This window comes from Mesorhizobium sp. M0293, from assembly GCF_040321735.1.
Classification (GTDB): domain Bacteria; phylum Pseudomonadota; class Alphaproteobacteria; order Rhizobiales; family Rhizobiaceae; genus Mesorhizobium.
In genome coordinates this window covers 1-21,173 of record NZ_JAMYSA010000066.1, presented here as the reverse complement: position 1 = coordinate 21,173, position 21,173 = coordinate 1, and the positions used below count along the sequence as shown (strand labels likewise).

Sequence of the window (21,173 nt, the reverse complement as noted above, 5' to 3'; positions counted from 1 at the left end):
TACAGAGAACACAATGGGGGTCTACCCCGTGTTGATCCGGGACGTTTTCCATACTAATGTAATCGGATGCGTTACACTCAAAGTCAAATTCGCGAGCTGCTTTCCATTTCGGTGGATGCGTTTCGCACGTGGCGGGATGCCATTCCCGCGCTGGCGATGCACAAGGGACATGCTCCGAGTTTCACGCCTGGCGATGTTGTTGCTATGGCAATCGTCGCGGAACTCGTCAGGGACTTTGGTGTCCGTGTTAGCACGGTCGGCGACCGTTTTGATCAACTGTTCATGGAGTGCCGCGGTAGGTCTTGGCTGTCCCTTGAAAACTGCGTTGCTCTGATAGAAGTCGACAATCTCCGGCTTGTGGACGTGAACGCGCCTCATCGCTCATCACTGGACGCCTCCACTCTTAGCGTTCCTTGCGCGCCGATCATATCGCGCCTGCGCTCAGCGCTCACGGCAACCGAAACCGATGATGTGCAAGGCTATCTACAGTTTCCCCCGACTTCTGTAACCACGCAACCTGAGCAGCGCGGAAAACGAGCATGACCACGGTCCAGGCATCCGCATTGGCGCCGGAGTGGAAAGACCGCTTGGGACTTACTCATCGGCATTCGCCCGAACTATACGAGTCAGCTGACGCCGTTAGCGACGTGCCGCATGCGCCAGCTATCCGCGCCGCACTCAATGAAATGGGCGTTTCAGCGATCTTCTGTGTCCAAGGAGTTCCCACCGTCGCCATTCTCGAAGCAGATGTTTACGATCGTGCCAAAATTATCGATCTCCACGGCGCGCTCTGGAACCAGGGCTTGGCAAGCCTATTGCTGGTTATCGCCGATGACACTCTCAGAGCCTTTTCGCTCGCGCGCACTCCGTTTAGTGATCCTGGCGACGCATTCGAGACCCGCTGCCTCATTGATAGCCTCAGCCTGACGGCCGAAGCGCTAAGGTTTCACAATCTCATCTATGGAGCGGAATCCGGACGCCTTTGGAAGGACTACGGCGATTACTTCCCGCCGAAGGAGCGTATCGATCAAGTTCTTCTCGATAATCTGAATGCGTCCCATGAACTCTTGCAATCTGCCGAACTTGCCCCCGATGCGGCGCAAGCGTTGCTCATACAGGCAATGTTTATCGCCTATCTTGAAGATCGTGAGATCGTAACGCCTGCCTATTTTGCGGCCGTTACCGAGAAGAGCGCTGAGAGTTTCTCCGCGCTGCTGGAAACCGGCGATGTCGATCTCTTTCGATCGCTTTTTCGAACTCTCCATAAAGATTTCAATGGTGACCTGTTCGTTGCGCCCTGCTCTTTCGAGCCGAAAGGCGAGGCGCCAGAAGTCACGGCCACCCATCTTACCATCCTAGCCCGCTTTCGATCGGGGCGGGAAGAGATGGCGCATTCAGGCCAGCAACGGTTCTGGGGTTATGACTTCCGATATATCCCAATCGAGCTTGTCAGCGCCGTCTATGATCGCTTTCTGGGGGAACGCGAGGCCGAACGCCGTGCAAACGGCGCCTACTACACGCCCATGTTCCTCGCCGACACCGTCGTTTCCCAAGCCTGGGAGATGTTACCGGACGCGACACGGACGAGTGGAAACTTCCTCGACCCCGCCTGCGGTTCGGGCGTTTTTCTCGTCCGGTCGTTCCAGTGGCTATGCGAGCATTGGCGAGCTAAGCACAAAACGCAGACGATTTCCTGGAAGACGCTTTTATCGCTGCTGAGCCAAATTAATGGCTGGGATCTAAATGGTGGCGCCGTTCGCGTCGCGGTGTTCTCGCTCTATGTCGCCCTCCTCGAAGAAGTCTCACCACGCGACATCCGAAAACTCATCACCCGGGGAAAACTCCTCCCCGAGCTTTGGGGCAAGACCCTCGTCTGCCGAGATTTTTTCGATGTGTCGCCGGACGGCACCCGGTACGACGTCATCATCGGCAATCCGCCATGGACCAGCCGCAGGGGCCCGGCGCGCTCGTCCGTTCAGTGGAGCAAGAAGACCGGCCATCCTATGCCTGGAGGCGAAGACGCCTGGGCATTCAGTTGGAAAGCCCTCTCACATCTCGCCGATGACGGACTGATCGCGTTCCTGTTGCCAGCGATGGGATTTTTGCACAACCACGCCCAAAACACCGTTGACGCACGTGACGCGTTCTTCCGGAAATCTCAGGTCCGCCGCATTATCAACTTCGCGGACCTTCGATTTCAGCTTTTCGAGAAAGCCCATCGCCCCGCCGCTCTGATTATCTACGGCAGCGTGAAAGCGGACGGTTTCCCATATCGTTTCGACTATTGGGCGCCGAAGGCCGATCTTAATCTCCGCATCAAGCGTGTCATCACGCTAAGCAGCGCCGACAAGGCCGTACTTGGGGTCGGCGCGGTTCTGGATAACCCGCTTATCTTCAAGCAACGGCTTTGGATGCGGGACCCAGACGCCAAGCTATTTGGTTACCTCGCCAGGCTCCCCAAGCTGGAGGCCTTCGTCAACGACTTCGGCAGCCTGAGCCGTCGCCGTGAAGAGCCGGGCGATCGATGGGTGATCGGGCAAGGCTATCAGCCTTTCAATGAGGACAGCGAAAGCGACGCGCCTCCTCTCGCCAGCGAGTACGTCGGTCGATTGCCAGACCTACCGATTACAGCCTACTCACGTTTGGCTCAGGCTGCGGAAGGCTTGCAACCGGCCGCTTCACCGACGGTTCGTCGTCGCGGATTCGAGGCCGGGTTCGACGGTACGCGCATTCTTATCCCGCGTGGGGTGGAGACATCGCAAAATCGCCTGCGGGCCGCCTACTGCGACGAGCCGCTGACCTTCCAGCATATCTTCCAGGCGATCGTGGTGCCGGATGGCCAACGCGACCGTGCGAAGGTCCTCACCGCGATACTCAATAGTCGCGTCGCGGTCTGGTACGCCTTTCATGGCACCGCATCGTTCGGTTCGGATCGACCGGAGGTCCAGCAGGCCGACCTGCTGCGATTGCCATTTCCGTCGCCTGCCGATGTTCCCGATCAAGACGCAGCCGCTCAAGCAGCTCGTGAGCTGATTGCGATTGTTGACGACGCACGCGGACGGTTGAACGAGCCGTTTTCGATGCAGGTCGAAGAGAGCGAGATCCTTCGAACCATCGATCGGCTGGCGTACCAATATTTTTGCCTGTCGCCCGATGAAATCGCGCTGATCGACGATACCGTCGAAGCGATCCTGCCCGCGCTTCAGCCCCATGAAGGCCACTTCCCTAAACTGTGGGGCGCACCGGACGAACCGCAACGGGCACAATACGCTCGCACGTTGGCGGCCAGCCTGGCGGACTGGTTCAAAGACAGGAAAATTGATGCTCGCCTTGTCGCGCGCGGAGCGGACCTAGCGATACTTCGCCTGCACCTGGGCGGCCATGAAGACTATGCCGAGGATGCCGGCGGCGAGCTAAGCGACGTTCTTGAGCAACTCGCTACTCACATCAAGAGGCCTCTCGATGGCAATTTCCAGTTGATGCCGGACCTCCGGGTTTTCGTCGGTGACTACCTTTACCTCATCAAGCCGATGCAGATGCGCTTTTGGCTACGCTCCACCGCGCTCGCCGATGCAGATGGAATAGCGCTCGATCTCCAGCAAGCCGCAGCCGTGCCGCAACGGCGGAGTGCTGATTGATGCTAATCGGTGATATGCAGGAGTGGGTCGACAGCTTCGTTTCGTTTGATGATCGCTTTCTCGAGAGGATCGCAGCGGCGTGGCCGGCGTGCATGGCCGTTCTCCCCGAACAGCCCGGGGAAGATGACATCACCATCAACCTCGTCGATCATCTGACCAAGGACGTCGTCGTTCGTCGGCTGTGCCATTGGGTCGAGTATCAGTTCGAGCCATTTGGCCTCGCTACGGACGGGTCGAAATACAGCAAGGGCATCATCGACATCGCCGTGCTCTTCGACTGGGAACGGGAGCGATATCTGGCCTATGAGTGCAAGCGGCTCAACGTGGTCAACGGCGGAAGCCGCAGCTCCTTGGCCACCGTGTACGTCACCCAAGGCATGATGCGCTTTCTCACTGAACAGTATGCAGAGCATTTGCCTGTCGGCTGCATGCTGGGCTATGTGCTGGACGGGGATATGCCCTTTGCCAAGGCGCGGCTCGCCAGCGTCATAGGAAGCCATCCTCCTCTTGCTCTCATCGATGGGCCAACGCCACTTGCCGCAATCGAAACCATCGAACGATTCCGAACACGGCACACCCGTCCAGCTGGATTAGAAATTGAGCTTCGACACGCGCTATTTTCTTACCCATCATTGTCTGCGCCAATTGGCTGACGAACCGAGCCGAATCGACCGCTACTGAGTTCAACAACAGATGGCGCCTCGATAGTCCAGGACCAATCAAAGGAAACGTGGAGAGCCTTGTTGGGATCGCAATGGCCAACGTTAGACCGCCGATCCTGTTCTCCAGTACCGCGCCCCAAGGAGGAAGCCGCTCTTAAGAAACCGGCATCGATCTATCAACTGAGCCGCCCGTGGCACCGTTTGTACTTTTCGCCTGATCCACACGGGCATCGTTCGTTACGACCGACCTTCTGCACTGCTACCGGACCCCGCACAGTTGGAATGCGCCCATTGCCCTTCATCATTGCTGCAGCTTCCTCCATGGTCCCCGGTGGCGGGACCCACTTGGGTGGCGGCCCGAATTCACGAAGGTTCCGGATCAATTTACGTTGATTGGCCAGTTCCTTTTGGACCAATGGCTTAAGCCCAGGCTCGTAAGGCTTGAGTCGAGCCATTTCCTTTTCTGCATCATCAAACCGTCTGCAATAGGCCAAGACCACGGCATATTGCGAGCGAACGGTGATGAGATAATCCGCCAACTTCCATTGCCGGAGTTGTGGCAGGATAACCGTCTCCATCACGTTCAATGCACCATCGAAATCACGGCGCGCGATAAACTGGTCAACGAGATCTTGTCCAACACGGAACATTGAGTCTGGCGCGTGTGCCAGATCGTAGAACTTCAGGGCGTGAATGCGTACAAATGGAGAGACCTTGCCTTGGGCATCCAAAGCTTTAGCGTACAAATCGAGGGAGTCGGCAAGATGCTTGATATCATCGACTTCCCACCCTTCCTTCAACATCCGAGCTAGGTCAGGTGCGTTGTTGCCCATGACCAATGAGGGAGTTAGCCCGATCTGCTCGTAGTATGCCGCTATTAGAGGTCTGACCCGCTCCGCGGCCGACTCCGAATCTCCAAGAGAGAATTCCGCACAGGCAACGTTGTACGAAAAGATGCGTCGATGTCCGGCGGGCAAGTCTTTGACGATTGGTGCTAGGCTGGCTATCAGGCGCGATGTACCTCGACGATCGCCATTTGCCGCCAAGAGGTTCATGCGCTTCATGCCCACCCGAAGCCGCTCTTCCGCTCCTAGCTTGTGTTCCGCGACTAGCGCGTCCATCTGATCAAGCCAAACGGCCGCTCGATCCGAGCCGGCTTTTATGTCCGCAAAGGCCAGCGCATCAAGAGCCTTGATTCGCTGGTCTGGAGAAACGGTCTCATCCTGCGCGCCATGCTCGAGATAGGCTTCTACCTCTGGCCAAACGCCCATCTCATGAAACAGTTCTTCTGTTGCCATCTCGACCAGTTCATCGAGCCGGCCCACCTCACCCGTGAGCCGCAAGAACAAGGAAAGCTTCGCAGGATTCCAGGCCTTTCGAAGGCTCTCCTGGATCACTATTCTCAGGGCCTCCTGACGCGTCCTCACCGCCTCCGCGCCGTGAAGGACAAGCCGCCCCTTGCCGACGACCCGAGCCGCATCATGCAGCTTGATCTTGTCGCTGGCGAACGCTTGCAACAGTCCGTGGCTTAGGAGATGGCGGAGTGATTGCAAAAAGATCGGACGATCTGGTCCTCCAGCTCCTATGAGATACGAGCCGGCTTCCTCACGCGTAATGGGTGCGTCACAAAGGCTGAGGAGATCTGCGACCGAGGCTATGGCGGCCGGCAACCGTTCAAAGACTCGCCCAAGAATATGTTCTTGCACCATCTCTCGGGTGTGGGTCGAGCGCGCCAATTCCGCACACAACAGCCTCAGCGAACCCTCGTAGTCGGATTCCGCAACAGAAAGCGCATTCAACACGAAAAGCGGGAGACCGCCGGTCAAGTCGATCAGGCGCTGGCAATCCGCGGCATCGGCCTGACAGCCGGCATCATGCGCGGCAGCAGCAACCGTATCGGGCGTCCACCCCGAGAGGTTTTCGCGCGCAACGCCGAGAATAGCTTCGATCGCGGCGACTTCACCCTCAGGCCGGCCAAGAAGAACGAAACGGATATCCTTGCCTGCCTGAATCACACCCATCAGATCGTCGGCGGTCAGTTTGTGGACATTGTCCAGGGCGACCGTAACGACCTCTCCGTGTTCATTCATGCGGCGTGAGAGAAGCTGCAAGCTTTCGCGGCCCGAAGCCCCAGGAAGAAAGATTTCGCCAAGGCCTTGCCCCCCGCCGAGCAACCGAGCGGCGACCTCGCGCGCGACGGCGTTAGCCAGCGCCGCACCTGGCAGATCGGCGACGTCGAGGTAGACCAAGGGGTTCGTAGCATGCTGGGCGGATTGAGCCAGCCATGATGTTTTGCCCGCGCCCGAATAGCCAACGATCATTCGGACGCGCTCACCTGTCGAGAGAATGGGCTCGTCCTGTTGTACCCGATATGGGACCGGAGGGACGGGCAGATCCTGCAACTGCAGCACGAGCTGCTCAAAAAGGGCCGGAAGGTCCGGTGCTGCAAACACATGGTCGAGCGTGGCCTTTTCTCCCGTCGCAGCCAGCGTGACGACACCTGCCAGCTTCCAGACAAGTGTTTCGGGCGCTAGCGTTGCAAACGGTAGGGTTGCTGCCAGCCCACAAGTTGCCTTGACTGCCTCCATCAAAGACGGTTGCGGAACAGGCAAGATCCGGCTCGCCGGCTCGGCCGTCGGCCATTCGATTATTACGTCCGCAGGCCAATCGCTTGTAGCAAGCCTTTCCAATAGAGGCCCGTTCGGCTCCGCATTGCAGACAACCACGAAACGCGCAGCGCCAGCCCGCTCTCCTCTCGCATGGGAGGCACGCAACTCCGCAAATCGCGCAATGGCGCTCCCAATGTCATCCCAAGCGAGGACTTCCTTGCGATACTTGACCTGGATGTAGATGCGAATGGCATCGAGCTGAACCTCGACGTCTTCGTCGCTCTCGACGGAAACGGTCTGCGCCTGCAACATCGCAGCCGATAACAAGCATTGGACGGCGTAGAGGTGCTGGAAAAGGAAGCCACGATGCACAGCTTCAATTCGAACTAGCTGTGCGGGGTCCAGAACGCTGATGCCGGCTCGGATCGATTGTGTCAAAGGCAGCCCGTCCTCCCCGTTTACAGCGTTCATCGCAGCATCCATTTTCATTGTGCGACCAGAAACGGGACCAGCACGTTGCCCATGCCTCGCCGAATTTCGATGCAGTCCTCGCAGAGGCGCAAGGATGGCACTCCTGGCATGGTCTCGGCGCCATTGCCCACCCTAAAGTCAACGGTTGGCTGGTCTCCGCATGAAGTGCACACGATCGTCCCGCCCCCCCTTTCTACGGCTTGACGGGACAGCGCTGCCAAGTGCGGTTCTACGCGGTCAACAATCGAGTACCAGTACGCTGTATGGGGCTCGATCTGTTCCATGTATCTTTGCAGGTCGTTCGGATGATGTTTGGACAACCATGCGTAGGCAATTTCCCGGCGCATCTGGTCGTTCCGCACTAGGGTTTCATAAAGCTCTACCTCCAGCCGAAGTGACACGCGCGGGTATTGGGCATGCAAGGCGCGCAATAGAACGAGATTGACCGCGAAACGGATGTTGCCGCTGTAGGCCTCCCTGACTGTGCCGATGCAATAGTCTCTCAGATCCTCGGACGACCCGGATATCCTGTCGATGAGACCGGGCACATAACGCCACGCATGCAAATCAAACTCCGTTCGCCACAGATCAAGGTAACCGCTCTGGCGGAGGGCAGCAGCTACGATGGGGTCTGCATCAGGCCGCTTGATGAGCAGCGAATAGAGATCGTTGAAGTTCTCCACGTCCGGATCAACAGAACGCGCCGCATCGAGCACGGCATTTTGTGCGCGATGCGTAGTGCTGATCGGATTCTCTTTGGCACTCAACCATTCCAGTTCGTCCGAGGACACCGTTTCTGTCTCGATCGGCACCTCTTCGAGCAAGGGACTGACCCGCAAATCTTCCGGTGAGCAGTAGTCGGCGTCCGGGACGAGGTCGATGCCGGCTTCCCTATATACCCTCGCAACCAGACGGGAACAGAACAGGCGCTTCGTCCTCGGCCTACGGGTCCGACTTACCGTCCGGATTGCCTCCGGAAGAGAATACCGCGCGCCGATCTCGGCGCGGGCAAAGTCGATAACTTTCGACAGCACTTCCCGAGTTGGCGGCTCCTTCAGGCGAAAATGAAACACCTTCTCGTCATCATCAAACACTTCGCGCTGCAGATTCCGCGCTTGGACGCCATCCATCGTTGAGTCGATGAAAGAGCCATGCTGTACGCAAATCATGGCGTGGGACACAATGCCGTGTGTCGCGATGCGGATCACTTTGCTAGTGCCCGGTCGAGCCGAGAACAGAATGTCTCCGGGTTCAACACTGTCGATCTTGATGCGCTTCATATTCTTCTCAATCACCCCGCTTAGCGTTCGGTTACACGAAAGTTACATGGATACAAGAGACGGGATAGAAGTTCGCGCAACTTATTGAAAACTCTGGTGGGCGGTATAGGATTTGAACCTACGACCCCTACAGTGTGAAGGCCAACCATACGATAATACGGTATAATCGAAATATGTAATCATTTGTATTTTGGTCATTTTTTGGTCGTTGTAGTCATCATTACTTCACTTTCCATGTAACATTTGCTATAAATCCGTTACATGGAAGTTACATGAAATGCCTAAGTTATTTTTAGATGAGTCCGTTGTCCTCGCCGCCGATTGCCCCTCCGAAAAGGACCAGGAAATCTATTGGGACCACCCAGTTGGACAGGACCGACGAATCCGCAATGGGTCGGTCTCAGGTCTGGGCCTGCGTGTGACTGCATTGGGGCATAAATCCTTCGTCCACGCTTATCAGTTCAACGGCAAACGGTATCGGAAAGCGCTTGGATCCACCATCGTGCTCAGTGTTGCATCCGCGCGCCTGGCGGTCGGCCATCGCCAGCGCCAGTTGGAGGCTGGCGAAAACCCAGACTTTGATGACCGCGATACGCGGCGCGCCCACCTGCTGACCGTACGGGAAGCAATCGACCGCTATTGGGAAACCCATATCCAGACGCTTTCTGCAGGGTATCAGACTAATTTCGCTATGTTCGTGGCCGGATGGCATCGGAAACGACCAAAAACGTCTACACGCCGCGGTCACAACATCCGTAAACCCTACCAAGATTTCGGGTCGATGTTTGCGGACCGACCGTTCTCCGCCATCAAGCCCTTGGACGTTGAGCGGTTTCAGCGGCAGTTCGCCTCGGGGTACAGTCACAATGGTGCGCTTATGCACGTCACGGCCCTGTTCAATTGGGCCATCCGCATGCAGCTCGTGGACATGCGCAACCCCTGCAGCCCGATCCGTGCGCGGAAGGTGGTGCGCCGCCGCCGGGACTACTCCACCGAACAGATCAGGCAGATTGCAGCCCACATCTTTTGTCCCGCGTTCGAAGTGTTGCCGGACACGGCTAGCTTGGGAGGCTTCGCCAAGCGGGACATGGCATTGACCAGGGGGCATGTGACCACCGCCAACGACCAAATGCAGGAACTCTGTAATTTCATGGGCATCCTGTTCCTGACCATGGCCCGCCCCAGCGACCTGGCCAAGGCGGAATTCGCGCATTTCGATCTGGAGAAGCTTGTCTGGCACAAGCACAACACCAAGGGCATCAAACTGTCGCGTTCACTCTACGAGTACGCCTACCGTTCGGTGCCGATCCATCTCCGGGTCGCCCGAATGGTGCAGGCCCAACGTGACCGCTGGCCCGAGAGCAAGCTGCTGTTCCCGTCACATACGGACATGACACAGCCCCGCGACAATTTCCGCAAGGGGCTGGACAGGTTCAAAGCCCTGCCGGGCGTCCCCGAGTATTTCCAGCTCTACGACCTCAAGCGGATTGCGATCTCGCTGATGCTGGCGGGCCAAGGGGTCTCGCACGAGGCTATATCGCACTATGTCGACCACAAGGGGAACCTTGAAACGACCATGATCTACGATCTCGGCTTTGTTGATCCGATGCGTCCTGTCACCCAAAAGCTTGGTGACCTTCTCGGCGTATAGTGCTTGACGTCATTTTTTGGCTGTGACGCAATGAACCTGCGGCGATATCTGCTGCAACTCCCATCAAGGAAAGTACGGTTCATGGAAGCCCTCCAGGCGTTGGTGCTGACCAGCACGCAATTGCGCGACATGCTAACCGAAGCTGCGAGACAAGGAGCCACGCTCGCCGTTGCAGAGCTCCGCGCAGACCTTCATCAAGCGCCGGAAGAGGCAACTTTGCGGAAGCTCCGCGGCTATCTTGCCGATCCAGCCTCTTTCTCGAACCCCAACGACCACTGGGCGCACAGTGAGATCATCCGCCGAATTCAAACAACGGCAAGCGGCAAGCCAAAATCCACGGCGTGGTTCATGAAGTTCCAACGGGAAACCGGCTTGAACGGGTGTTTTACCCGCCCCAGCCCCGCCTACGGCAGGCGACGGGAATGGACATTCGCCGACATCGGACTGGCATGGGATGCCTACTATTCCAAAAGGTAGCAGGCGATGCGCCGTGCTTGAGCAAACGCAATGTACGGTCCCGGGTCGGATATAAGCATCAGGGTGTCAATACCCATTTCCGAGGATGGAAATCTCCGGCCGGATCGGCAAGTTCATGGGCGAAGGAGTGACTGCCATGAGCGCCCTCACCTATCTATTGGCCGAAGACAGCGACGGAGCATGGACAATCGTGTTCGAGCCCGAAGACCTGCATCTCTACCTTGAATTTGTGAAACCCGGCATGGCCACCGATCCCGTAAGCGGGATGACGATCGACGACTTCCTTGCGCGACGGCCGGTTAATCCCGCACACAGACGGGCGCTCGACAACCTGGTCGCATGGCTGCGGCGGGCGCTGGAGTGGGATACCCCCATTCACCCGACTACGGGCGGCAATAATACGGACGCCCGTTGATGAATTTCGTGGTGCCATAGGTGGCTGGGCCGCAGACGGTGGCCGGGCTGTCAGCCAACTGGAGCGTGGTAGCAGAAATGCTGCCGGAGACTTCCAGCCTGGCATTGGGGGCGATGGTGCCAATACCGACGTTGCCACCCATAAGCAGAGCCGGATAACGCAGAGCGTTGACGTTGGTGCCGCTGGTTACATCGGCATAGAGGCCAACAATAGAGTTCGCGTTGCTCGTGCTGTCACCAATCGCGGTGTAAAGCCCGGTTGCCGTCACAATGCCGCTGCCGGTCACAGTGCCGGTGAAGCTCAGCAGTTTCTGGTGATAGATATTCAATGTCGGGGCAAAAGCGCCGTTATAGGAAAGTCCAGCCACATTAGCATTCGGGAACGGGGAGGTGGCTATGGTATGGCCGTAACGGTCAACTAGATAATAACTCTGGTTAGTAGCGCCATTGTATATCGTATTACTACTGGTGCTGGCGAATTTTATATTTCCAGAGGGGACAAGATTTCCAGATGTGTCCGTGTTTAAAGTAGTTGTCCAACCAGAATTGCCGCTTAACGTCAACCGCATGCCGTCAACAACTTCCAAGGGACTGCGTGGGGCATTCGTGCCGATGCCAACGGTGCCAGTGACGTAAAGCCCGGTGGAAGAAATCATGCCGGTCGTGCTAACGCCGCCGGCGACGAGTTTGCCGCCATAGAAGTAGCCGGTGGTGACACCTGCCTCGGTAATGCTGATGGAATTGCTGTTGCCGTTAGCGATAACCTGCGCGGTGCCGGAGGTGATGCGGTCGGCCGTGGCAACGGTGGAGGAGGCGTCGGCAAGGTTGGCCCAGCCGCCGGTGCCGTAGCAGACCTGGAAGGTGCTGTTGGTATAGCGGATGGCACCGGAGCGGTTGGTGTCGCAAGCTTCTCCGCCGTTGGCGATGCGGATGGTGCCGGAGATGTGGAGAGATGTGCTGGGAATTGAAGTTGACTGAATACCGATACCGATGTTGCCACCACTGTTAAGGAGCAGCTGGGGGTTACCATTCTGGTAAAAGCTCATGTTGAATGAATTAACACTGGCTTGCCTCATTACTACATAGCCATTTGTATATGTATTGACACCGAGCCTTAGAACTTCATCTCCATCAGTGCTGGATAACGCATTTATTAGAGCTGTGTTTAAGGCGCTGTAGGTTCTGGAATTGGTTGAGCCGACCGATAGTCTAGTAGCTTGGATTTCTAGTTTTCTGCCAGGGTCTGAGAAATCTTGCATGGCAATTAGGCCCGACTGTATGCGGACACGATTGTTGATGTCGTTTCCGAAATAACTGGTACCGCTGACGTCGAGTTTGCCGCCGGGGATGGTGCCAAGGCCGACATTACCGGAGAAAAAGCCATTAGTGCTGCTGATGGGGCCGGTGGTGCTGACGCCCTTAGCGACCCAGACACCGTTGTAGTAGTAGCCGGTAGTAACGCCCGCCTCGGTGATGCTGATGGAATTACTACTGCTATTGGCAATGACCTGAGCGGTGCCGGACGTGATGCGGTCGCCGCTGGCCGCCGTCACGCCGGTGAGGCCGGAGCCATCCCCTACAAACCTCCCAGTAACGGTTGAGCCGCTGACTAGTGGCGCATCGGCCGGGCATCCGATGTCGCCCCGGCTTGCCTCGCCATAGCACAGCCGGTTGGCGTTGACGCCCATGGTGGCAGAGATATTGGCAACAACGCCCCAATCCTGCGCCCACGCCGGCGCCGCCACGAGCATGGCGGCGAACAACAGGAGGCGACAGGTACGGCGCATACCCCAATCTATCGCAACCTCAACCGCTTGGCGTTGCCGGTGCCATCAAATAGGGCAACCGCCGTTGCTGCATCGCCACTGCGGCGGCATCATTACATGGCGGCGAGCTGCCTAACTGCGGCTGGAATAGTGGCGGGTTTCGGTTCTCCACGCCACACTCGCCGCATGGATTCAGCCGCTATTAGGGAAGAGACGTTGGGCAGCCGGCGGCGCGCTGGCTTATTATTTCAGCTTGGCACAGTGCGCGAACACCCACGAATACGTCCAGTATTCCTCTTTCACGCAACGCGGCTCGCCCACCACCATCTCGCAGCCATTGGCTCCGTTGGGGCGCACAAAATAGCCTTCATGGTCTTCAGACACGTCACCCGGGCCGCCGGAGCAACCCAGCAAGGTCGTGTCCGCCGGGCAGGTCACGGTTTTGGTGAGAGCTTGGGAAGCGCGCGAACAAATCGAACCACTCACAACGACCGTCTTAATGTTACCCAGCGGGCTCAAACAGCCGTCAGTGTCTGACACTGCATCACCCGGCGCGTAGAGCATGCTTTTCTTGCTGCAAATGACGAGCTGGTCCATGCGCTTGTTGGCGCCATCCACTTTGACACCCAGGGTGCTGATCTGGCTGGAGAGAGCCGACCATGTCATTTGCGTGTCTATCGGGCCGGTAGCGGCGCGCTCCTGCGCCATGGCTGGCCATGCCAGCACCATAGCTGCAGCGATGAGAGAGAGGGAGGTATTCACATGGGGGTCTTTCCTTGGGTTTTTGGTGTGGCGACGTGGCCGCCTTGTGGCGCCGCCGGCGCCACAATCCTGTGCCCGTACCACGGGCGGAGAGGCGGTCAGCGCCTCTACCCTCAGCCACAGGCGCAGATGCTTTAACACCTCGCAATCGTATGACTTTTCCTGCCGGACGGCTATCGTTCCGCCTATTTCATGGGCGCTAGCGTGTCCATTCTGCCGCGATCCTCGGCCAGAGACGAACCCGGCCGGCCTGCCAAGGTTTTACCCTCGCGAACCGTTCCACGGGTGCCATCCTGTGGGCTGCTATCATCGAGGCTTGCAAGTCGGGAAGTTCCGCTATCCTAGCTGCACTGCCAGCCGGTGCACCCCAGAGGCAGACAGGTTGCTAGACGGCGACAGCGTCAGATTGGTGTTTGGGATGAACCCGTTCGGCTACCCGCACGCCCCTGCCGTTGGCGATCAACCGGGATCAAACACCTAGTGCGTCCCCGGGGTGTAGTCGCGAGATAGTACTCTTGCTGACATTGTAGCGCCTGGCGACTGCACGAATCGCCTCGCCGGCTGCCAAACTTGCCAGCGCCTCCCGTCGCTGCTGTTGAGAGAGCTTCGGCTTCCGACCGAACTTAACACCCCTAGCGATGGCACGAGCGCGGCCGTTCGAAGTATTCTCCAGGATCCTGCGCCGTTGCCATTTGGCTGCCCACCCTACAAGGAACAGCATTAGGTCCGACATCTCCGACGTGGTGTCGATAAAGGGCTCGTCCAGCAGGCGCAGCCCTGCGCCGGCTGACGTCACTGTCCTGAGGATGTTCAGCATATCAAAGGGATCCCGTGCCATGCGGTCGCTGACAACGGCGTGGACCACGTCGCCAGGCTTCAGGATCTTCAACAGCCGCTGCAATTGGCCGCGGTCGGCATCCTTGCCGCTACGTTTCTCGAAGAAAATCTTCTGGCAACCCGCCGCTTGCAGACGCTCAACCTGGGCAGCCAAGTCCTGCGACTCGGTAGAAACCCGCGCGTATCCGTATTTCATCCACCTAGGCCTCCCCTGTTGCTTCAAAAATCACGAGATTTGCCGTCGATCATAAGCCGTCGCTAATTAAGGCGGTGTTGGCTTTTATGCGCAAGATTTAGGCAAACACTCGTGACCATTACTAGAAAAATCGACAAATATGCAGAACCCGCCAAAGGCACAGGCCGAGCGGCGGGTTCAGCCGTTCTGCCACGGCATGGAATCCGCCTTGATCTCTCTTTTCGAGGTAATTTCCATGCCAGAAGCCATAAAAATTCCGACTATCGCGTGGGGTATCGCCGCGCTGGTCTTCTTCCCCTTCTTTCTTCCCAACCCCTACAACACCGGTCTGTTCGCCATTCGGCTCCTGTTGGCCGCTCTATTCGCCTACTGCGCCTATGGAACCTACAAGAAAGGGCTCACGCCGGACGCGAGTCTAGAACAGCGGACCCTAGCCAGACGAAGTGCATTTGGCCAAGTCGCCGCCGCTGCTGCGGTGGTTTTGATCGGACTGGTCGTCGGCGTGGGGCTAGGGATCGCCGGGTTGCCTAGTTACCCATCGGTGGGGGCCTTTGCAGCAAGTATCGATGGCAAATACGTTGCCCAAGATGGTGTCGGTTCCAGCGTCGAATTCCTGAGTGACGGGACCGTTATATTTGGCAGCGGCGGTGATCAGGGCGTCTGGAAATGGACCAAGCTCGATGACGGGCGTCTCAAGCTCGAACCCGGGCCGGGCATGTTTGGGGCCGAGACAACGGTATGCGCCTACTCAGCCGCCGCGAACGAGTTGCGCCTGACGAATTGCGGTCTGGCCATGACGCTTAACCGCCGCCAATTCTGACCGCGATCCCCGCCAACTCGTTGAGACACCAAATCATAGGAAACCACACCATGCGCACCATCACAGGCATTGCAATGCTCGCCGTCCTCGCAGGCTGCTCGGGGTCCGGCGCTGCCGCCGAACAGGTTCAGGCAGCCAATCTTCTACATGGGCTAAAAGACAAGGCGACTTTGCAGGGGACGCCTATTTCGCTCACAAATGCTTCCCCAGCCACCTTCCAAATCGGCTCTGCGCCGGAGCAAGGCTCCACAATTACAATTACGAAGCTCGGAAAATGTAAATATCAGAGTTACTTCGATCAGAACGGAAAATCTATTATCAAATTTACAACCGACCTCACCGGGCTGGTTACTGATGGCTACACCGAGAACCAGCTATACGCACGCCAGTTCAAAGGCGCCTCGGTCGTTTGCGAGTCGGTCAAAGAACTCAAATTTGACCCTGCTGCCCCTATGTCAGGAAATATGTGCGCGAGTATTGGCCCCGTGCCGGGGTTGTTGCTCGCATTCAGTAAGATCTCCGGCCCGGACCTTTCCGCGCTGGCCACCAAGTTCAAGCGGGACTTTTGCCAATAGGAACCGCGGCGGGCCTTTTGCCAGTGGTTGCCATTTGATAAATAGCAGGAATGGTCAAGCCGCTTCTCAATCCCTACATCGCCGACGAGGCGCCCACGTCTCCCGTCCTTACCGGATATGACGAAGAGCGCATGATAACCTACATGCGCCTGCTCGATGCCGCCGCCGAAGACGCCGATTGGCGGGAAGTTGCGAAGATTGTCCTGCGTATTGACCCTGCCAAGGAACCTGAGCGGGCCTTCCGCGCCTGGGAGACGCATCTCGCCCGTGCCCGGTGGATGACGACAAACGGCTATCGCTATCTGCTGGCTGGCGGGGCACCGCATTGAGCTGTGATGCTCCCGGTTGGCTACGCCGCAAAAATTTGTTGAGGCATCAAAGCTCGGACTGGCTGGATCCAAGAAGAAGTAGACCAAGCCGCTAGCCTCTTGGAGTGTGGCAATGACCCGCGACGAAGCCAGAGCCGCGATACTCCGGCAGGTGAACAGCCTGCCGGCACCGCCGTCTGCTAAGACGCTGGATGTCGCGATGACGGCGCTCGATGAGGTGGAAAGCGACGAAGAATACGTGCGGAGCGCCAAGACCTTTCTGGCGGCGCTCCAATTCGTCGAATACGTGCAGACCGGGATTAGGCCGAATACCGACGCCGTGCAGTAGCTGAATGCCTTGCGAAGCACGGCAGGGCGGGCGGGGAGCGCGAGGGGCGGGTCTGGGGCGCCCTCGCCTGGCCTTGGCCGGGTCGACACCGGCCTGAGGGCACATTCGCCCACAAAAAACCGGGGCATCGCTGCCCCGGCCCCTAGATGATGGGTCCTGCCTACTCGGCTGCGATTGCCAAGCTTTCGCTTTCGGCCCTGACCGGCATCCAGCCTGCGGGGAGCCAGCCCTTGCCGTCGAGTTCCTTCTCGGCCTGCAAGACGCCTTCGGGTTTCGGGGCGCGTTCCACAGCTTTAGCGGCATCTTCTGTGCACCCGGCCTCGCGCATTACACCGGCGATGTCGGCTTTGGACAGCCGCGACAGGAACGATGCGTCCGGCGTCCACCACAGGCCCATGTCCAGCCCGACCGCTGCGGCCATCACGTCTGCATGGGCGACGCGCTGCTTGCCGGCTTCGTGGCGGGCGACCACGGCGTTGAGGTTGGCGGCAGTGACCACGGCCAACAGTTCAAGCAGCACGTCCTGCGGCTGCGCCACCAGCCATGGCCAAAGGTCGGCAGGGTCCCCGGGCAACCGATGGCCCCAGCCTTCCATGACCTCGTTCCATCCGCTCAACGCGCGGCAGGCGTCCGGCTCCTTGATGGACGGAACCAGATTGCGGCGCTGGCCGGTGATTTCCACCGCTGGCTCGATGCGTCCGTGGTGGTAGTCGTAGAATACGCGGCTCGCCAGCGCATGCAGGATGGCGACCAGCGCCACATCGGGGCGGTTCGACAGTTCCACGCGCAAGGCTGCGGTGCGAATGGCCGTCAGTTCCTCGGTCAGCGCTGCCGATAGGTCGGAAGCTTCCTCTTCGGGGCGTTCTTCCTGACCTGCTTCGTCGTCTGCAGCTTGGTGGTTGGCCTCGTCGCCGTCCTGCAAGATGGCAAGGGCCTTGCGGTCTTCGGCCTTCACTAGCCCCGGCGTCACCTGCAATATCCCCTCATAGGATATCGACACGACACAGCCCGCCAGCGCCATTTCTTGCGGATCGAAGGCTTCCGCCGCGCTCTGGATGGCCTCGATGCGAACTTCCAGCGCTCCCAGTTTGGCCTCGTCCGCCTGTATCTGCGGGTCGCCTTCGGCGTAGGCGTCGATGGCCCCCGCCAAGTCGTCGTACTCCGCGCCCAGCGCCGACAGTTCGGTTCGCTCGGCTTCGGTCGGGTCACGCCGCACTGCATGGATGCGCCCGAACCCGCCGCTGTGGATGACGGTGCTGTCGAGGCTGATTTCCACCCATTTCCAGCCCTGCGGACGTACCTCGTCGGCCACCGCCTCGAGCCGGTCGCTGGCAAGCTTCACCAGCAAGGGCCGGTCGGTCAGGAACGTCAGTTCATCCTCTGCGAACAGGTCGCGCAGCACCCCGCCCCCGGCGGCCTCGTAGGTCTCGATGCCGACAAAGCGGGCCAGCCGGTCATTGCCACGTACATGGGCGCTGGTCAGGAACGAGCGCAGGCTGCCGGGATTGCGGCTCCAGCCATCCTGCTCGAACCATGCGGCCTCCTGAGCCGCGTGGTCATCGCTCAACGCAAGCGCCTTGGCCTGCTCAAGGGTCACTTCACCGGCACGCATGGCATCGAGGATGCGCGGCGACAGGCTGGCCAGTTTCAGGCGCTGGCGCACCGTGACCACGGACTTGCCGAAGCGCGCGGCAATGTCCTCGGCCGCCATGCCCTGTTCCACAAGGTCGCGGTAGGCAATGACTTCGTCCACCGTGTGCATCGGCTCCCGCTGGTCGTTCTCCGCCAGCGAAATCTCGGTGCCGTTGCCTTCCTCGCGCAGGATGGCCCTGACCGGGTAGTCCTTGGTGACGGCCACGCCCTGCACGGTGCGGCCCTCGTCCAGCAGCAACCGCAAAGCCCCCAGACGCCGCCCTCCGGCGACGACTTCGAACTTGGCTCCCTTAGGGGCCTTGCGGGTGACAAGGTTATGGATGAGGCCGTGGGCCTCGATGCTGGCGGCCAGTTCGGCCCTGCCTGCCTCGGCATTGACGCGGCGGACGTTGGCCTTGCTCGGCACCAGCTTGCCGAGCGGGATGGTGATTTCTGCGGTATTCATGGACTTGCTCCTTTGATTGTCGTTTCAGGCGTCCCGTTCCCCTACGGGTTCAGGTCACCTGAACCCCTGCCTCGCGGCGAGTAGCGGGGAGAGAGGGGGCAAGTCCCGGGGGCGGAGGGGTCTCCCCGGTCTGCACGGAGCGAAGCGGAGGAAGATGGGGGAAACCGCCCGCGGCGGCTTGCTGGGAGAGAGGGCCGCGCGCCTCTCTTCCCATCATCTTGAAGAAGGCTTACGTTTCCCAGGGGGGTGACATGTCCACAATTTTGAAAATGAAGTTTGCGGCCCAGTGGCCGCAGATCCAGGCTGTCTTGCAGTCCGGCCCTACGGCGGCAGACTGGGACGCCGCATTCAACGTTTGCCTGTCCGATCGTATCGAGAAGCGGTACCTTGTCCCGATACGAGCTTTGCTGAACGGCCCTCTTCGCGGTGAGGGTTTCACCATTCTCACCATTCAATGTGCCCTGATTGAATTCCTCGCTGCTTTAAAAAAGGGCTGGAACTTCCACTACGGCGCCCCGTGGGGCGTCAATGACGAATACGGGTCAAGTCGACGGCTCTACCGGGAATTCCTGACGACTGAAGTGCCTTTCAACTCTATCGTCACGTCTGACGCTGAGGCGGAGACGTTCTATTCCGACATCCGGTGTGCCCTTGTGCATGAGGCGCAAACCAAAAACGGTTGGAGGGTACGGGCGATTGGTGCGAAGGCAATCGATTTCAACCAGACCTACGTCAACAGGGACCTGATGCAGAAGCTAATCGACCAGTGGGTCCAGTCGTATCGAATTGCATTGCCGAACGACCCCCTCTTGCAGGCAGCATTCGACAGGAAATTTACATATATCCATTCGCATTCTTGAATCATCTTGGCCGCTTGTCGGCCACCCCTGAGACCGGTTCAACAGCAAGGCCTGAGGAGCGTCAGCATAGCGCCGCTATACGCGGGACTGGCAACCCCACGGCCTGCGGTGCCAAACCCCGCCCCCAACCGAATTCTCCGATCCGAAGTGAGAACCGTCTAGACTTCCGGTTCCGATGGAGGCGCCTCGATATAACGGCCAACCGAAGCCAGGTATGCAGCGATCCTGCGACGCAAGTGATCACGTGTGCCGTAGCGCGCGTCGATTTCGCTGAGCTTTTTGTACAGGCCCCTGCGTTTGCCGCGCGGAACGTCGGCATCGCCCATGACGTAGTGACCCGGGCCAACGGCACAGATATCGCAGCCGGTTGCGGCCACGTCCCGCACAAACGCGGGAATGTCGCTTTCTCGCATCTGCTTCATTTCAAACGCCTCTTCTCGTATTCCCTATCACAACGTTCCTAGTTGCAACCACACCGTGTGGCACAGCCGCCTTCGTACCGTATCCGACAGGTAACTCAACCGGCTTGGCCGCGAAGCGGCCATAACGAACAAGGGCGCACAAGGCGGAAGCACCGAAATGCCCGCCAGCGGGATCAAGTCAGTTCGGTGCTGGAGAAAGTTCGTGGCCCTGAGACCGGTTCAACAGGGCGGCCGTAGGAGCATCAGCATAGCGCCGCCGTCAGGCGGGATGCGGGACCGACCGCCCCCGGCGATGGGCGCTGTCTAGCCCACTTGCCCGCGGTCGACCGCGCCTAGATCCCTCAAGAGACGTCCACCTTCAGGACATAGACGGGAATGTCTTTGTTAGGCGAGTTGTACTTCCCAACTGAGTAGTCTGAACGTACGAGAGTTTCGCCTGTCAAAGTCAGGCGGGCACCAGATGCGATCAGCACCTCGCTCTCATGGCCGAGGCTGGTGCCTCTCCGCTTGAACACAAACACTTTGTGCGTCGGACTGGCGATGCGCAGCACCAAGAGATCGATCCGGCCTGCGTCGTAAGCTTTCGCCGTCCACTCGACGTTTCGCATAGCCACTTGTGGGCAGAGCGATGTAGAAAGCGGTCGAGTAATAATTTGACTGTCGCCGCTCCGCCATAGGCCGCCGTGAAACAAGCACTGTCCTACACTGAGGGTGGCCCCATACGCGTTTATTTCGTTCGAAACAGCGGAAAGATCACTCGTCTCATAATCTTTCTGGTAGCGCGCGATTGCTTTGGGCGTCTTAGAGGGCATCGCCCTCTGCCACACCTTGTATTCGGCACTTTTACCAAGGGCTGCCTGGATGTGGTTGCCCAGGCCGTTATCCTGTCCCACTTTAGAGTCCCCAATAGGGGATCAGTAAACCCCACGCCTTTAGGCGGCTGGGATCGCGGCGCTTGCCGTGTAGACTGGCTGGATG

The 21,173-nt window shown here is 58.7% G+C and carries 19 protein-coding genes; 11 read left to right on the top strand and 8 right to left on the bottom strand.

The features are described from left to right. Window positions 1-66: 66 nt before the first annotated feature. From NKJ06_RS22855 to NKJ06_RS22845, 3 genes are read left to right on the top strand one after another with little or no spacing between them, the layout of a single operon-like run. Entirely contained in the window at window positions 67-543 is a 477-nt protein-coding gene (locus NKJ06_RS22855; RefSeq protein WP_352810702.1) for a hypothetical protein, read from the top strand. Beyond that, window positions 540-3,638 (top strand): HsdM family class I SAM-dependent methyltransferase, encoded by a 3,099-nt coding sequence (locus NKJ06_RS22850; protein ID WP_352810701.1) that lies wholly within the window; start codon window positions 540-542, stop codon window positions 3,636-3,638. The genes NKJ06_RS22855 and NKJ06_RS22850 overlap by 4 nt, the downstream gene beginning before the upstream one ends. Continuing rightward, window positions 3,635-4,291, top strand: coding sequence for a hypothetical protein (locus tag NKJ06_RS22845; protein ID WP_352810700.1), 657 nt, complete (start codon window positions 3,635-3,637; stop codon window positions 4,289-4,291). The genes NKJ06_RS22850 and NKJ06_RS22845 overlap by 4 nt, the downstream gene beginning before the upstream one ends. Before the next feature lie 185 nt (window positions 4,292-4,476). Here NKJ06_RS22845 and NKJ06_RS22840 read toward each other — a convergent pair whose 3' ends face one another. Both NKJ06_RS22840 and NKJ06_RS22835 read right to left on the bottom strand, forming a co-directional pair. Continuing rightward, window positions 4,477-7,380: an SEC-C metal-binding domain-containing protein gene (locus NKJ06_RS22840; RefSeq protein ID WP_352810698.1), complete on the bottom strand. Its 2,904-nt coding sequence runs from the start codon at window positions 7,378-7,380 to the stop codon at window positions 4,477-4,479. A 14-nt stretch (window positions 7,381-7,394) separates the two neighbouring features. Beyond that, a complete protein-coding gene (locus NKJ06_RS22835) occupies window positions 7,395-8,660 on the bottom strand; it encodes a YiiX/YebB-like N1pC/P60 family cysteine hydrolase (RefSeq protein ID WP_352810696.1) in 1,266 nt (421 codons plus the stop codon). Between the two features lie 277 nt (window positions 8,661-8,937). Here NKJ06_RS22835 and NKJ06_RS22830 point away from each other — a divergent pair, with 277 nt between their 5' ends. The 3 genes from NKJ06_RS22830 to NKJ06_RS22820 all read left to right on the top strand — a co-directional run bounded on the left by NKJ06_RS22830 (window position 8,938) and on the right by NKJ06_RS22820 (window position 11,203). After that, complete coding sequence (locus NKJ06_RS22830; RefSeq protein ID WP_352810694.1) at window positions 8,938-10,311, top strand: tyrosine-type recombinase/integrase; 1,374 nt, start codon at window positions 8,938-8,940, stop codon at window positions 10,309-10,311. Window positions 10,312-10,392: 81 nt separating this feature from the next. After that, window positions 10,393-10,788 (top strand): hypothetical protein, encoded by a 396-nt coding sequence (locus NKJ06_RS22825; RefSeq protein WP_352810692.1) that lies wholly within the window; start codon window positions 10,393-10,395, stop codon window positions 10,786-10,788. 136 nt (window positions 10,789-10,924) lie between these two features. Beyond that, complete coding sequence (locus NKJ06_RS22820) at window positions 10,925-11,203, top strand: hypothetical protein (protein ID WP_352810691.1); 279 nt, start codon at window positions 10,925-10,927, stop codon at window positions 11,201-11,203. On the opposite strand, the gene NKJ06_RS22815 is transcribed toward NKJ06_RS22820, so the two are convergent. From NKJ06_RS22815 to NKJ06_RS22805, 3 genes are all read right to left on the bottom strand, one after another. Further along, window positions 11,172-12,989: a hypothetical protein gene (locus NKJ06_RS22815; protein WP_352810690.1), complete on the bottom strand. Its 1,818-nt coding sequence runs from the start codon at window positions 12,987-12,989 to the stop codon at window positions 11,172-11,174. The genes NKJ06_RS22820 and NKJ06_RS22815 overlap by 32 nt on opposite strands. Before the next feature lie 222 nt (window positions 12,990-13,211). Then, entirely contained in the window at window positions 13,212-13,730 is a 519-nt protein-coding gene (locus NKJ06_RS22810) for a hypothetical protein (RefSeq protein WP_352810689.1), read from the bottom strand. 469 nt (window positions 13,731-14,199) lie between these two features. Next, entirely contained in the window at window positions 14,200-14,763 is a 564-nt protein-coding gene (locus NKJ06_RS22805) for a recombinase family protein (protein WP_352810688.1), read from the bottom strand. Window positions 14,764-14,902: 139 nt separating this feature from the next. Here NKJ06_RS22805 and NKJ06_RS22800 point away from each other — a divergent pair, with 139 nt between their 5' ends. The 4 genes from NKJ06_RS22800 (at window position 14,903) to NKJ06_RS22785 (ending at window position 16,815) form a co-directional block, all read left to right on the top strand. Next, the gene (locus NKJ06_RS22800; protein WP_352810687.1) at window positions 14,903-15,583 is read left to right on the top strand and encodes a hypothetical protein; all 681 of its coding nucleotides are present in this window, start codon (window positions 14,903-14,905) and stop codon (window positions 15,581-15,583) included. Window positions 15,584-15,633: 50 nt separating this feature from the next. Further along, a complete protein-coding gene (locus NKJ06_RS22795) occupies window positions 15,634-16,158 on the top strand; it encodes a hypothetical protein (protein ID WP_352810686.1) in 525 nt (174 codons plus the stop codon). A 50-nt stretch (window positions 16,159-16,208) separates the two neighbouring features. Further along, window positions 16,209-16,487, top strand: a complete 279-nt coding sequence (locus NKJ06_RS22790; RefSeq protein ID WP_352810685.1) for a DNA -binding domain-containing protein — start codon at window positions 16,209-16,211, stop codon at window positions 16,485-16,487. A gap of 112 nt (window positions 16,488-16,599) precedes the next feature. Further along, a complete protein-coding gene (locus NKJ06_RS22785; protein WP_352810684.1) occupies window positions 16,600-16,815 on the top strand; it encodes a hypothetical protein in 216 nt (71 codons plus the stop codon). Window positions 16,816-16,975: 160 nt separating this feature from the next. Here NKJ06_RS22785 and NKJ06_RS22780 read toward each other — a convergent pair whose 3' ends face one another. Continuing rightward, complete coding sequence (locus NKJ06_RS22780) at window positions 16,976-18,913, bottom strand: ParB/RepB/Spo0J family partition protein (protein WP_352810682.1); 1,938 nt, start codon at window positions 18,911-18,913, stop codon at window positions 16,976-16,978. Window positions 18,914-19,164: 251 nt separating this feature from the next. Here NKJ06_RS22780 and NKJ06_RS22775 point away from each other — a divergent pair, with 251 nt between their 5' ends. Next, window positions 19,165-19,773 (top strand): hypothetical protein, encoded by a 609-nt coding sequence (locus tag NKJ06_RS22775; RefSeq protein ID WP_352810680.1) that lies wholly within the window; start codon window positions 19,165-19,167, stop codon window positions 19,771-19,773. 158 nt (window positions 19,774-19,931) lie between these two features. Here the strand turns inward: NKJ06_RS22775 and NKJ06_RS22770 are convergent, their stop codons facing one another. Then, window positions 19,932-20,195: a Y4lK-related protein gene (locus NKJ06_RS22770; protein WP_352810678.1), complete on the bottom strand. Its 264-nt coding sequence runs from the start codon at window positions 20,193-20,195 to the stop codon at window positions 19,932-19,934. A gap of 341 nt (window positions 20,196-20,536) precedes the next feature. Next, entirely contained in the window at window positions 20,537-21,088 is a 552-nt protein-coding gene (locus tag NKJ06_RS22765; RefSeq protein ID WP_352810676.1) for a hypothetical protein, read from the bottom strand. Between the last annotated feature and the right edge of the window lie 85 nt (window positions 21,089-21,173).